This is a genomic window from Streptomyces sp. NPDC001450, from assembly GCF_053597295.1.
The window spans coordinates 20180-34460 of sequence record NZ_JBSFHY010000023.1 but is presented as its reverse complement, the minus strand read 5'-3'; the positions used below and the strand labels follow the sequence as shown (position 1 = coordinate 34460).

10 protein-coding genes and 1 pseudogene are annotated in these 14281 nt (G+C 72.7%); 9 read left to right on the top strand and 2 right to left on the bottom strand.

Features of this window, described 5'->3' with window-relative positions:
- Positions 1-29: 29 nt before the first annotated feature.
- From ptlD to ACWC5O_RS24750, 9 genes and pseudogenes are all read left to right on the top strand, one after another.
- Entirely contained in the window at positions 30-950 is a 921-nt protein-coding gene (gene ptlD / locus ACWC5O_RS24790) for a neopentalenolactone/pentalenolactone F synthase (protein ID WP_450583015.1), read from the top strand.
- On the top strand, positions 947-1960 hold the full coding sequence (locus ACWC5O_RS24785; protein WP_450583017.1) for a polyprenyl synthetase family protein: 1014 nt from the start codon (positions 947-949) through the stop codon (positions 1958-1960). The genes ptlD and ACWC5O_RS24785 overlap by 4 nt, the downstream gene beginning before the upstream one ends.
- 299 nt (positions 1961-2259) lie before the next feature.
- Entirely contained in the window at positions 2260-3270 is a 1011-nt protein-coding gene (ptlA, locus tag ACWC5O_RS24780; RefSeq protein WP_450583019.1) for a pentalenene synthase, read from the top strand.
- A 114-nt stretch (positions 3271-3384) separates the two neighbouring features.
- Entirely contained in the window at positions 3385-4782 is a 1398-nt protein-coding gene (gene ptlI / locus ACWC5O_RS24775) for a pentalenene oxygenase (RefSeq protein ID WP_450583020.1), read from the top strand.
- Complete coding sequence (locus ACWC5O_RS24770) at positions 4779-5768, top strand: 4-hydroxy-3-methylbut-2-enyl diphosphate reductase (RefSeq protein WP_450583022.1); 990 nt, start codon at positions 4779-4781, stop codon at positions 5766-5768. Before ptlI ends, ACWC5O_RS24770 begins: the two co-directional genes overlap by 4 nt.
- Complete coding sequence (locus ACWC5O_RS24765) at positions 5765-7636, top strand: 1-deoxy-D-xylulose-5-phosphate synthase (protein ID WP_450583024.1); 1872 nt, start codon at positions 5765-5767, stop codon at positions 7634-7636. Before ACWC5O_RS24770 ends, ACWC5O_RS24765 begins: the two co-directional genes overlap by 4 nt.
- 13 nt (positions 7637-7649) lie before the next feature.
- A complete protein-coding gene (ispG, locus tag ACWC5O_RS24760) occupies positions 7650-8777 on the top strand; it encodes a flavodoxin-dependent (E)-4-hydroxy-3-methylbut-2-enyl-diphosphate synthase (protein WP_450583026.1) in 1128 nt (375 codons plus the stop codon).
- Entirely contained in the window at positions 8774-9094 is a 321-nt protein-coding gene (gene fdxA, locus ACWC5O_RS24755; protein WP_450583028.1) for a ferredoxin, read from the top strand. The genes ispG and fdxA overlap by 4 nt, the downstream gene beginning before the upstream one ends.
- A 166-nt stretch (positions 9095-9260) precedes the next feature.
- Positions 9261-10052 (top strand): annotated as a pseudogene (locus ACWC5O_RS24750) (integrase core domain-containing protein).
- On the opposite strand, the gene ACWC5O_RS24745 reads toward ACWC5O_RS24750, so the two are convergent.
- On the bottom strand, positions 9995-10498 hold the full coding sequence (locus ACWC5O_RS24745; protein WP_450583029.1) for an NUDIX domain-containing protein: 504 nt from the start codon (positions 10496-10498) through the stop codon (positions 9995-9997). The pseudogene ACWC5O_RS24750 and the gene ACWC5O_RS24745 sit on opposite strands and share 58 nt — an antisense overlap.
- Positions 10499-14218, bottom strand: a complete 3720-nt coding sequence (locus tag ACWC5O_RS24740) for an SAV_2336 N-terminal domain-related protein (protein ID WP_450583031.1) — start codon at positions 14216-14218, stop codon at positions 10499-10501.
- Between the last annotated feature and the right edge of the window lie 63 nt (positions 14219-14281).

Genomic DNA, 14281 nt, shown 5'->3' with positions numbered 1-14281 from the left:
GCAGCATCCACGAAGGGGGACGCAAGGCCATGGACGTCTCGCCGATACCAGGCTCCTCGGTCGGAGCCGTCGTGCACGGCGCCGCCATCACCCCGGACCTCGACGACACCACAGTCGAGCGGATCTGGGCCGCACTCGACCGGCACCTGGTGCTGGTCTTCCGCGGCCACCGGGACCCCTCGAACGACGAACTGCTCGGCTTCGGACGTCGCTTCGGGCACATCCCCAGGACCGGGCTCACCACCGGCGCCAGCCCCGACCACAACGAGATCCTGATCATCTCCAACATCGTGGAGAACGGACGGAAGATCGGCGTCGGCGACGCCGGCTGGATGGACTGGCACACCGACTACTCCTTCCGGCCCCGGGTGTCCCGGATCGGCTTCCTCGCGGCCGTGGAACTCCCCGTCTCCGGCGGCGGACAGACCCTGTTCACCGACATGTACGCCGTCTACGACGCCCTGCCCGCGCAGCTGCGCCGGCGGCTGCACACCTACCGGGCCCGGCACGCCCTGCGCTCCGGCTACGAGGAGACCATCGAGGAGAGCTACCAGGGCGAGGTGTCCCTCGCCGGCCCCGAGGGCGGCACCGGACCGGCCGACGCCGCGATCCTGCCCGAGGACGGCACCTCCACCGTCCACCCGATGATCGCCCGCAACCCCCGCACCGGCCGCCACGCCGTCTACGTCAACTCGCTCAACACCAAGCGCGTCCTCGAACTCGGCCCCACGGCCAGCAAGGAGCTGCTCCAGGAACTGTGCGGCTACGCCGGCGCCCCCGGGCTGACCTACGCCCACACCTGGCAGCCCGGCGACATCGTCATGTGGGACCAGCTCGGCACCATCCACGCGAAGACGCCCTTCGACCCGGCGGACCGGCGCATCCTGCGCAAGGTGGTGGCCATCTTCGACGACCCGGTGGAGCCCTGGCGAGCGGAGGCCGTGGCGTGAGAGTCACCCCCGCGAGCCTGCACCGCGGCCGGGACGTCACCACGCCCGGCCTGCGCACCGCCCTTGACCTGCTCGACCGCCGCACCCGCCACCAGGCCGCCTACCACCTCGGCTGGATCACCGCCGCCGGCGCGCCGACCGCGGCCGACGGCGGCAAGGCCGTACGCCCCGCCCTCGCCCTGCTGTCGGCCGAGGCGGTCGGCGCGCGACCCGAGACCGCGCTGCCCGGCGCGGTCGCCGTCGAGCTGGTGCACAACTTCTCCCTGCTGCACGACGACCTGATGGACGGTGACGAGGAGCGCCGCCACCGCCGTACCGTCTGGTCGCTGTGGGGCGCCTCCAGCGCGATCCTCACCGGCGACGCGCTGCTGGCCCTCGCCCAGGAGGTGCTGCTCGACTGCGGGCTGCCCACCGCGGCGCCCGCGGCCGGACTCCTCGCCCGCACCACCCGCCGGCTGATCCACGGTCAGGTCCAGGACATGGCCTTCGAGCAGCGCCAGCACGTGACCGTCGAGGAGTGCCTGGAGATGGCCGGCGGCAAGACCGGCGCGCTGCTGTCGGCGAGCGCCGCGATCGGCGCCCTGCTGGCCGGGGCACCGCAGCCCGCCGTGGACGCCCTCGCGCTCTACGGCGAACAGGTCGGCCTCGCCTTCCAGCTCACCGACGACGTCCTCGGCATCTGGGGCGATCCGGCCACCACCGGCAAGTCCGTCCACTCCGATCTGCGCGCCCGCAAGAAGTCCCTCCCGGTCGCCTACGCGCTCAACCAGGGCGGCACCCTCGGCGTCGAACTGGCCGCGTGGCTGGCCGCGCCCGGCGACCCCGACCCGGCGGAGCTGCGCCGGGCGGCCGACCTGATCGAGGCCGTCGGCGGCCGTGCCTGGGCCCAGGCCGAGGCGGCCCGCCGGATGGCGCTGGGCGAGGCGGCGCTGCGCGGCGCCGGACTGGACGCCGGTGCGTGTGAGGAGTTGCTCGCGGTCGGGCGGTTCATCGTGCGTCGCGAGGTGTGAGAAGTCCGGCCGGACCAGGAGCCGTAAGAGATCTGTCAGCACTGTCGAGGACCGTAGGGGACACGGGCCGTGGCCCCGCCGCCACCCCCGAGGGCGACGGCGCCACCGGCCAGGCCCCGGCTCCGCGGGCAGCGTCGCCCCGGAGCCTCCCTCGGGCCGCGGGCAGCGTGGCCCGCGGTCTCCCCCCACCCGTCCGCATCCCCCGTGGGGCAGCGCCGCCCGGTCGTCCTCCCGAGGGGACATGACCCGCCGCCCCACGCCACCGTCGTTTTCCCCAGCGCCCCACCACGGAGATCACCATGCCGCAGGACGTCGACTTCCGAATACCGCTGCCCGGCCGGCAGAGCCCCGACCACCGCCGCGCCGAGGCCCACCAGTTGGAGTGGCCGCGCTCCCTGGGCCTCATCACCACCGAGGCCGCCGCCGCACGCCATCTGCGCGGCGCCTACGCCGACCTGGCCTCGCGCTTCTACCCGCACACCACCGGCGCCGACCTCGACCTGGGCGTCGACCTGATGTCGTGGTTCTTCCTCTTCGACGACCTCTTCGACGGACCGCGCGGCGAGGACCCGGAGGAGACCCGCGGCCTCACCGACGCGGTGGCGGCCGCCCTCGACGGCCCGCTGCCCGACACCGCACCGCCCATCGCGCACGGCTTCGCCGACATCTGGCACCGCAGCTGCGCGGGCATGTCCCCCTCCTGGTGCGCACGCAGCGCACGGCACTGGCGCAACTACTTCACCGGATACGTCGACGAGGCCCTCAGCCGCTTCCACGACACCCCCTACGACTGCGCCGCCCAGTACCTGGCCGTGCGCCGGCAGACCATCGGCGTCCAGCCCACCGTGGACATGGCCGAGGCCGCCGGGCACTTCGAGGTGCCCCAGCGGGTCTTCGACAGCGCGGTGCTCTCCGCGATGCTGCAGATCGCCATCGACGTCAACCTGATGTTCAACGACATCGCGTCGCTGGAGAAGGAGGAGGCCCGGGGCGAGCGGAACAACCTGGTCTTCATCCTGCAGCGGGAACACGGCTGGCCGAAGAGCCGCAGCATCGCCCACCTCCAGGACGAGGTGCACGCCCGCCTCTCCCAGTACCTGCTGCTGGAGAGCTGCCTGTCCAAGGTGTGCGACATCTACGACCTCGACGCCGCCGAGCGCGAGGCCGTGGAGCGGTACCGCACCGACGCCGTGCGCACGGTGATCCGCGGCTCCTACGACTGGCACCGCTCCTCGGGGCGCTACGACGCCGAGTTCGCGGTGGCCGCCAGCGTCCAGGGCTACCTCGAAGAACTCGGCAGCAGCCGCTAGGGGGTGTCGTTCGGATCATCCCGGCGTCGCCCAGCCCGCACCGCTTGTCACAGCCGACCTGATCCAAACGACACCCCCTAGCCCCCCCAACCACCCACCCGATGTGAGGTTGCGATGCCCCAGCAGACCTACAGCGCCGGGACGGCCCCCGGGGCGGTCCCGGTCGTCGGCCACGCCCTGCAGATGATGCGCCAGCCCGTCCGCTTCATGTCGTCGCTGTCCGCCCACGGCGACCTGGTGAAGATCAAGATCGGTCCGACCTCCGCCTACGTGCCCTGCCACCCCGGACTGCTGCGCGACGTGCTGACCAACGACCGCACCTACGACAAGGGCGGCGTCTTCTACGACCGGGCCCGTGACATCGCCGGAAACGGCCTGGTCACCTGCCCGTTCAAGGACCACCGCCGGCAGCGGCGGCTGATGCAGTCGGCCTTCCAGCGCTCCCAGCTCAAACGCTACGCCACCGCCATGCACGCCGAGATCGAGGCCACCTCCGGCCGCTGGCACGACGGCATGGTCGTCGACGCCTTCCCGGAGCTGTACGGCATGGCCCTGCGCACGGTGGCCCGCACCCTGTACTCCACCCCCGTCAGCAAGGAACTCGCCGACGGCGTGGAGCGCGCCTTCGACACCGTGCTCAACGGGCTGTTCCGGCAGATGTTCCTGCCCCGCTTCCTGCGCCGCCTGCCCACCCCGGCCAACCGCCGCTACCGCCGCAGCCTGGACTACCTGCACGCGACCACCCAGCAGCTCATCGACGACTACCGCCGCGACGACGCCGAACACGACGACCTGCTCTCCGCCCTGCTCGCCTCGCGGGACGAGGACGGCGGCCGGCTGGACGACACCGAGATCCACGACCAGGTCATCACCGTCATGGCGGCCGGCACCGAGACCGTCGCCGGCACCCTCACCTGGATCTTCCACCTGCTCTCCCAGCACCCCGACATCGAGGCCGCGCTGTACGAGGAGATCGACACCGTCCTCGGCGGCCGGGCACCGCAGTGGGACGACCTGCCGAGCCTCTCACTGACCGACCGGATCATCAGCGAGACCCTCCGACTGCACCCGCCGGCCTGGCTGTTCACCCGGCTCACCGCCGCCGACACCGAACTGGCGGGCCGGCGCCTGCCGAAGGGGACCACCATCGTCTTCAGCCCCGCCGCGGTGGCGCTGAACGAGGAGGCCTACCCCGACGAGCACCGCTTCGACCCCGACCGCTGGCTGCCCGACCGGGTCAACCCGCTCGCCCGGCAGGCGTTCATGCCGTTCGGCACCGGCGCCCGCAAGTGCATCGGCGACCTGTACGCCCGCACCGAGGCCGCCCTCGGCCTCGCCACCGTCCTCGGCAAATGGCGGATCACCTGCGAGCCCGACGCCGACGTCCGGCCCGTCCCGCTGGCCACCGTCTACCACCCCCGTCGGCTGCGGCTGCGCATCAACGCCCGCACCGAGCGCCCCACGGCGGGAGCGGTCCCCTCGCCCCGCATCGGCGGGGGTGACGCCGCGTGAGCGGAGCCGGCAAGGTCGTCCTCGCCCAGCCGCGCGGCTTCTGCGCCGGAGTACGGCGGGCGATCGGCATCGTGGAGCGGGCCCTGGACCTGCACGGCGCACCGGTGTACGTGCGCAAGGAGATCGTGCACAACCACTACATCGTCTCCGAACTGGAGCAGCGCGGCGCGGTCTTCGTGGACAGCGAGGAGGACGTCCCGCACGGCGCCGTGTGCGTCTTCTCCGCGCACGGCGTATCCCCGGCGGTGCGGGCCGGCGCGGACCGGCGCCGGCTGGAGGTCATCGACGCCACCTGCCCGCTGGTGGCCAAGGTGCACCAGGAGGCCCTGCGCTTCGCCCGCGACGGCCGCACCATCCTGCTGGTCGGCCACGCCGGCCACGAGGAGGTCGACGGCGTCCTCGGCGAGGCGCCCGAACGCACCGTCGTGGTCGAGACCGTGGACGACGTGGCCCGGCTCGACCTGCCGGACGACACCCCGGTGGCCTTCCTCACCCAGACCACCCTGTCCTTCGACGAGACCGCCAAGGTGGTCGAGGCGCTCCGCGCGCGGTTCCGGGACATCGTCGCCCCCGGCGGTGACGACATCTGCTACGCGAGCCAGAACCGGCAGAACGCCGTCAAGGACCTGGCACGCCGTCACGACCTGGTCCTCGTCGTGGGATCCGGCAACTCCAGCAACTCGCTGCGCATGGTCGAGGTCGCGCGCGAGCACGGCTGCCGGGCCCACCTCGTCCCCGACCGGGACCACTTCGAGGAGGCCTGGCTGGACGGCGTGGCGAGCATCGGCGTCAGCGCCGGGGCCAGCGCACCCGAGGTCCTCGTCCGCGGGCTCCTCACCCTGCTGGCCGAACTCGGTTACCGCGAGGTGGAGTTGCAGCAGGCGATGCCCGAGGACGTGGTCTTCGCCATGCCGGCCCGGCTGGCCGATCCGGTCACCGGCCGGATCCCGCGCACCCCGCTCGCGGACGAGGCCCAGGTGCGATGAACGCGACAGAGGAGGTACGCGTGACGACGGAGACACGCGCGGCGGAGACCGGCACCGGCAAGAACATCGTCGAGGAGATACAGGGGCCCGAGGACGTGCGGGCCATGTCCACCCAGCAGGTCCACCGGCTCGTACCGGAGATCCGGCGGCTGCTGGTGGACACCATCACCCGCACCGGCGGACACCTCGGCCCCAACCTCGGGGTCGTCGAACTGTCCGTCGCCCTGCACCGCGTCTTCGAGTCCCCGCGCGACCGCATCCTGTGGGACACCGGCCACCAGTCCTACGTCCACAAGATCCTCACCGGCCGGGCCGGCGCCCTCGGCTCGCTCCGGCAGCGCGGCGGACTGTCCGGGTACCCGTGCAGGGCCGAGTCCGCGCACGACGTCATCGAGAACTCGCACGCCTCCACCGTGCTGTCCTGGGCGGCCGGCGCGGCCCGCGCGTCCGGGCTGCGCGGGGACACGGACCGTGCCGTGGTGGCGGTCCTCGGGGACGGTGCGCTCACCGGGGGCATGGCCTGGGAGGCGCTGAACAACATCGCGACCGCCCCGGGTCACCCGGTGATCGTGGTGCTCAACGACAACACCCGTTCCTACGGCCCCACCACCGGCGGCATCGCCGAGCACCTGGCCGCGCTGCGCACCAGGACCACCCCGGAGTGCCTGTTCGAGACCCTGGGCCTCACCTATCTGGGGCCCGTGGACGGGCACGACATCACGGCCGTGGAGGCGGCCCTGCGCCGGGCGCGGGACCTCGGCCGGTCCGTCGTCGTGCACTGCGTCACCGAGAAGGGCCGCGGCCACGCCCCGGCCGAACAGGACGAGGCGGACCGCCAGCACGCCGTCCGTCCGCTGCGCCCCGGCCGGCCGAGCGGTGACGGCTCGCCCTCCTGGACCGCCGTGTTCGGCCGGGAGCTGGCCGAACTCGGCACACAGCGACCGGATCTGGTGGCCGTCACCGCGGCCATGCTCCACCCGACCGGCCTGACCGAGTTCGCCGCCCGCCACCCGGAGCGCACCCTCGACGTGGGTATCGCCGAACAGCACGCGGTCACCGCCGCCGCGGGCCTGGCTCTGGGCGGGATGCACCCGGTGGTGGCGATCTACGCCACCTTCCTCAACCGCGCCTTCGACCAGCTGCTCATGGACGCGGCCCTGCACCGCGCCCCGGTCACCCTGGTGCTGGACCGGGCGGGCGTCACCGGCGACGACGGCCCCTCGCACAACGGCATGTGGGACCTGTCGCTGCTGAACCTCGTTCCCGGACTGCGGCTCGCGGTGCCCCGCGACGCCGCCACCCTGCGCCACGCCCTGCGCGAGGCCGTCGCCGTCCACGACGGCCCGACCGCCCTGCGCTTCCCCAAGGGCACGACGGGCGAGGACATTCCAGCCGTCCGCACCGTCGGCGGGGTCGACGTGCTCCGGCGGGGGGAGCACGCGGACCTGCTCCTCGTCTCCGTCGGGGCCATGGCCGGCACCTGCCTCGAGGTCGCCGCGCTGCTCGCCCTGGAGGGCGTCGGCGTCACCGTCGTCGACCCGCGCTGGATCAAGCCGGTGCCACCGGCCCTGGTGGAACTGAGCCTGGGACACCGGCTGGTCGCCACGGTCGAGGACAACGGCCGGGCCGGCGGAGCCGGGGCCGCGGTGGCCCAGGCGCTGAGCGACGCGGGCGCGCCCGCCCCGGTGCGCGTCTTCGGCCTGCCCCAGCGGTTCCTCGCCCACGGCTCCCGGTCCGAGATCCTCGAGTCCGCCGGACTCACCGCCTCCCGGATCGCCGACGACCTGGCGGCGGCACTGACGTACAGCTGTGCCGCCGTGCGCCGCGCCCACCGTGCCGTACCCCACCCAGCTGTACCCCCACACTGAGGAGAACCGTGCCATGTCCGTCTCGCTCGGGGTGCCGACCGTGCCGTTGCGCCTCGCCCCACGCCGCGTCAGCCGGCAGATCAGGGTCGGCTCCGTCGCCGTCGGCGGCGACGCGCCCGTCTCGGTCCAGTCCATGACCACGACCCCGACCGCCGACGTCGGGGCCACTCTCCAGCAGATCGCCGAACTGACCGCGGCCGGCTGCCAGATCGTCCGGGTGGCCTGCCCCTCGCAGGACGACGCGGACGCCCTGCCGGCCATCGCCCGCAAGTCCCCGATCCCCGTCGTCGCCGACATCCACTTCCAGCCCCGCTACGTCTTCGCCGCCATCGACGCCGGATGCGCGGGGGTCCGCGTCAACCCGGGCAACATCCGGCAGTTCGACGACAAGGTCAAGGAGATCGCCCGGGCAGCCGGGGACGCGGGGGTCCCGATCCGGATCGGGGTGAACGCGGGCTCCCTCGACCGGCGCCTGCTCGCCAAGTACGGCAAGGCCACCCCGCAGGCGCTGGTGGAGTCCGCGCTGTGGGAGTGCTCGCTGTTCGAGGAGCACGGCTTCCGGGACCTCAAGATCTCCGTCAAGCACAACGACCCGGTGGTCATGGTCAGCGCCTACCGGCTGCTCGCCGAGCAGTGCGACTACCCGCTTCACCTGGGCGTCACCGAGGCCGGCCCCGCCTTCCAGGGCACGATCAAGTCGGCGGTGGCCTTCGGCGCGCTGCTCAGCGAGGGCATCGGCGACACCATCCGTGTGTCGCTGTCGGCCCCGCCCGCCGAGGAGGCCAAGGTCGGCATCCAGATCCTGGAGTCGCTGAACCTGAGGCAGCGCCGGCTGGAGATCGTGTCGTGCCCGTCCTGTGGGCGGGCCCAGGTCGACGTCTACAAGCTCGCCGACGAGGTGACCGCCGGTCTGTCCGGCATGGAGGTCCCGCTGCGCGTCGCCGTCATGGGGTGTGTCGTGAACGGCCCCGGCGAGGCTCGCGAGGCCGACCTCGGCGTCGCCTCCGGCAACGGCAAGGGGCAGATCTTCGTCAAGGGAGAGGTTATCCGGACCGTACCCGAATCGAAGATCGTGGAGACCCTCATCGACGAGGCACTCAAGCTCGCCGAGCAGATGGAGAGGGAGAAGGAGCTTCCATGACCTACGTGGTCGCCCAGCCCTGCGTCGACGTCAAGGACAAGGCCTGCATCGAGGAGTGCCCCGTCGACTGCATCTACGAAGGGCAACGCGCCCTGTACATCCACCCCGACGAGTGCGTGGACTGCGGAGCCTGCGAGCCGGTCTGCCCGGTCGAGGCGATCTTCTACGAGGACGACACCCCCGCGGAGTGGGCGGAGTACAAGGCGGCGAACGCCGAGTTCTTCGACGACCTCGGCTCGCCCGGGGGTGCCGCGGCCCACGGGCTGATCGACCGCGACCACCCGGTCGTCGCCGGGCAGCCGGTCCGTACGGCCTGAGCGCACCCGCCGCCGGGGTCACACCGCATCCCGGCGGCATCAGGACCTGGGGGACAGGCCCCTGGGTGTATTGATCACGAGCGTTGTTGACACTGGCTGGGCTTGATCATGGCGAAGACCTCCGGTGTGGTGGAGCTGTCTAGGACTGCACCGCACGGAGGTCTTCGTGTCCCACCGTAATGCCCGCCTGACCGTCTTTGGCAGGCGGCTGCTTGTCGGGCGTGTCCACTCCGGCCGAGCCGTGGCACATGTCGCGGCAGAGATGAGCATCTCCCGCACGACGGCGCACAAGTGGGTGCGCCGGTGGAGGCAGGAGGGGGAAGCCGGACTGGCCGACCGTTCCAGCCGTCCCCGCAGGACACCGCACCGGACCCCGGCCGCCACCGAGGCGTGTGCGCAGGCTGCGGCAGGACCGCAGGCTGGGCCCGGCACGCATCGGCCCGATCCCGGGCCTGCATGGGCTTCGACTACATGCACTCCGCCGTCGACGACCACACCCGCCTGGCCTGCAGCGAGATCGACAGCGACCGAGAAGGCCGCCACCTGCGCCGCCTTCCTCCGCCGGGCCGCAGCGTGCTTCCATACGGCCGGCATCACCTGGATCGAACGGGTCCTGACCGACAACGCCTGGCCCTACCGCAAGAGCTTCGCCCGGCGCCAGGCACTGGCCGACCTCGGCGCGGCCGGCAAGCTCACCCGCGCCTGCCGGCCGCAGACCAACGGCAAGGCCGAACGCTTCAACCGCACCCTGCTCGACGAACGGGCCTATATCCGCCCCTACACCAGCAACACCGAACGGACCCAAGCCCTGGCAGACTTCCTGTACACCTATAACCACCACCGCTGCCGCACCGCGCTCGGCGGCCGGCCACCCATCAGCCGTGTGAACAGCGCTGCGGGTCAATACACCTGGGCCACCCGGTGGCCGTTCTCCAGCTCCGCCGTGCCCGTGCCCTGAGCCAGGACGTCCAGTGCGGCCAGGACGCGGCGGCCGAGGGCGCCGGGCAGGTACTCGGGGATCTCCTCGTGGGCCACCAGACGCCAGGACAGCAGCTCCTCCTCCTGCAGCCGGATCGCCTTGAAGTCGGTCTCGGGCAGCACACCCCCGTCGTACAGGTAGGCCACCAGCGACGGCCGGCCGGTGCCGTGCACCCAGTCGACCGCCAGCAGCCGGCCGAGTTCCCGGTCCAGGCCGACCTCCTCGAGGGTCTCGCGGCGCGCCCCCTGGCGGGGCGTCTCACCGTCGTCCGACTCGATCGTGCCGCCCGGAAGGGCCCAGCCCTCACGGTAGTTGGGCTCGACGAGCAGCACGCGCCCCTCGTCGTCCCGGAAGAGCGCGGCGGCACCGGCGAGCACGCGGGGGAGGCTCGCGATGTATGTGGCGAAGTCTTGGGTGGTGGTCACTCAAGAAGGGTAGCGGTGGGGGGAATCCGCCTCCGGGAACGGGTTGTCGCCGAGCAGACGCCGTGTCGCGAGCGTGTCCTCGTGATCCGCTCCGAGCACCCGCACGCGCTGCATGTACAGATTCAGCGCCAACTCCGTCCCCTGCTCCTCCTGGCCTGATCCGAACAGCGCGATGGCGAGTTCGTGGGCACTCGCCATCGTGCTGGGGTGACCGTCGCCAAGGATCCGGATTCGGCCCCGGTGAGCGGCGCGAGCCTGCCGCAGCGCCTCGTCGTAGCGTTCGAGGGCGATCAGCGTGGCGGCCAGGCTGTGCCGGGTCAGCAGAGTGGCGGGATGCTGCTCGCCGACCGAGGCCAGCCAGCCGTCGAGCACGTCGCAGTACACCGCGTACGCCTCGTCGGTGCGGCCGAGCCTGTTCAACGTGTACGCACGCTGCTGGTGCGCGTACAGGGTGTCCGGATGCTTGGGGCCCAGCGCCGTCACGCGCCGTGCCGCTGTGTACGTGAAGGTGTCGAGCGCTTCCCCGTACCTCCCCCACCACAAGTACATGGTGCCGATCTCATAGTGGCTGGAGAGGGTGTCGGGATGGTCGGGACCGAGCAGGTCGCGCTGTTCGACGGCGATGTCCTGCAGCGCGATCACGGCCTCGCGAAGGCGCCCGGACCGCCCCAGGTAGACCGCTTGGCGCTGCTCGTCCGTCAGCTTCGCCGCCGGATCGACACGCGGCGCCGTCAGCAATCGCCGGAAGCCGACGGTGTGCCGGGCCGCGCCGTACGTGAGGCTGCCCGCGCCCTCGTCGTCGAGCACGATCCGGTAGCCGAGCTCCGTCGGGGGGTCGGCCGCGCCCTCCAGCACCAGCAGATGGACGCCGAGTTCGGGTGGCAGGGCGCGCTGCCAGGCGGCGGTCGTCCCCGGGTCCTGCGCCTCGGTGACCACGACCACCGGGCTGAGCGCCGGGCGGGGCCGGCCTGCCGCACGGGCCTCGTCGAGCAGGGCCCGACGAAGCCGCAGTTCCCCTCCGAGCGCCTCGTGCACGTCCCCGGTCTCCGACGGGAACACCACCTGGCGCAGATCCCTGGCGGCCGGTGGTTCCAGATAGAGGCGAGCGTCCCCGACGAGGACGAACCGGACCTCGTCCGGCGCGTAGATGCGGCGCGCCATGCCGTTCACGATGATGTACAGCAGCGCGGCCCGTGCGGCGAACGGCCCCTGCACGCTGCCGTGCGGGCCCATCACGGCGAAGTCGAGGGCCACCTTCCGACCGTCGTCGCCGACGCCCACCGGAACGGAGCTGCGCAAGGCCGGCGGCGGGCCGGTCTGATGCCCGAAGTGCTTGAAGAACATGGCGAGATGGGCTGCCGACGGCCGGTCTGCGAGCACCGGGCCGCGGCAGCGTTCCAGCAGCGCGCGCAGCCCGGGCCCCAGCCAGGGGCCGGCCGCCTCCAGCAGGAGCGACCCCAGGCTCGCGATGTCGTCGTCACGGTCCCCGGAGTGCTCGTCGGCACTCCATCCGGTGATGCAGACCTCCTCACTGTCCGGCAGGATCCGCTGCGCGGTGAGACCCCCGTGCATGATTCCCCTGGCGTGCGCGTGGGCGAGTACGTCAGCCGCGTGATGGGCGATGTGGATGAACTCCTCCACCGGAAGCGGACCCAGCAGCTCCACACGGTGGGCGAGACTCGGGACGGGGTACGGGGGATCACCCTCCGCCAGGAGCAGTTCCGTCGCCGTCCAGGTGCCGCCCTGGTCCAGCAGTTCGGGCGCGCCCCTTCCCTTCAGCCCCTGCAGCGCCTCGACCTCCCGCTTCACGGGCGCGCGCTGCGCGGACTGCGGGCCCTTCAGCCGGATCGCGGCCGTCCGGCCGCTGAGGTCCCGCCCCAGGAACATCCCCTCGTGGGTCCAGGCGTGCTTGTGCCGGGCGAACAACCACCAGTTGCGCACCTTCCGTGGATTGCCGTACCCGAGCGACAGCCACGGCGAACCGGGTGCGTCGACGTACGCGGGCGGCGGTTCCTCCGGTGCCTCGTCCGCAGGTCGTACGGGATCCCCGCCGACCCGGCCCGGCGCCGGTGCGCCGCCCTCGTCCGCGGGCACGCCCAGCCTCCGCAGCAGACGCCGGTCGATCCAGCCGAACGGCTCCGACTCGGCCACGGCCTCATCGGCACCGTCCGGATGCGCCAGCCAGGCCGGGAAGTCGGGGGAGCGGCCGACGAGCCGGGCCAATCGGTCGGCCACGGCGCGGCCCGTCTTGAGGAGTTCCACGGCCGGAGCCGTACCGAGCAGGATGCCGCGGGCCTCTTCGCAGAAGTCGTAACGACGGTGCTGCGGGACGAGTGGACCCGGACCCGCCCCGGTGGGCCGCATCAGCCCGCCGAGGAACACCTCCGCGAGGTGACCGGTGTCGAAACGCGGGCCGAGCACCTGCTGGACGAGCCGCATGACCGGGACGGACACCGGAGCCATCGCCGCCAGATGCGCGGCGAGCCGGTAGGCCTCGGGGGACGCCGTCTCACGGAACCGCAGGACGGCCTGCGCGGCTCCCGCAGCAGCGCTGGGGAGACGGACGGCGGATGGAGCGGAGAGCAGGGGCAGCACCGTGCTGGTCCCCGGTGACGTCAGGAGCGACGCCCACGCGCCCAGCGCCTCGGGATCGGGCGCGAGGACCGGCACCTCGACACCGTCGAACACCACCAGCTCTGGCGGCAGCACCGGGTCCGCCACCTCCCATGCGAGATTCGGAGCGCCGCGCCGTCTAGTGGTGACGCGCCAGCGCGCGGCCCGTAACCCGGATCCCTCCCACAAGTGCGGGGGCAGGGCATGCAGCACTGCCGTCGGGCCGTACCGCCCCCACTGCCCGAGCTGCCTTCGCATCCGGCCGTCGCGCCAGGCCGCGCCCACGCCGTCGCTGACGACGAGGACGAGTGTCCGGCCGGTCGTGTCGGTGACGGTCGAGGGGGGCAGGCCGGCGGTGTCGGCCAGGAACGGGCGGGGCGTCAGCCGCGGGGCGTGCGAACCGCGCGTGTCCAGGCCCAGCACGCGTACGGTGCGGAAGGCGCCGCTGCGCTCAAGCAAGCTCTTGACCTCGCTCGCGAGGCGCTGCCACAGCAGCATCGAGGTCCCGTCGTCCACCAGGAGCGTGACGTCTAGCCAGCGCGCCTGCGACGGTCGCAGCACGGCGTCCGGCAGACCCGTCTCCGCCGTGGCCTCGGCGGTGGCCGTCTCGTCCAGCTCCGAGTCCCGTGGATCCCGGACGCGCAGCTTCAATGGCCGCAGAGAGCGCCCCAGTTGAAGCTGGTCGAAACGCGAGGCCCGGGGGGTGGGGGCGCTGACGGCGTGGACGGGCGTGCCGGGACGGGACGAGGGCCGGACGGCGGCCGCGTGCAGGGGAAGGCGCGGCTGGGGCGGCCGCGGGACAGCCTGGTCGGGACCGCGCGGAAGGGGCGGCGCGACGACGGACGCGGGTGGCGGGGCTTTGGGCGGGGACGACCACTCCGGCGTGGGGGCGGGCACGGAAGCCGGGACGGCGTCGTCCAGGATGCCCGGCACTGCGTCCGGCTTCGGACCGTCAGGGCCGCTCACCTCGCCGACCGCCCGTGCCAGCGGCGTCGAACCGTCCGCGCGCAGGCGTCCCGCCAGCCACAGCGTGTCCAGCAATTCCTCGGGGGACAGCTCCACACCGCTGTCGGCGAGAAGCGTGGCCACCTGCCCAAGGGCCTGCATGCCTGGTGCTTTCGGGGACGACCGATCCGGGTCCGGCGCCCGGCCGTCGCCGCTCCGCCCGGA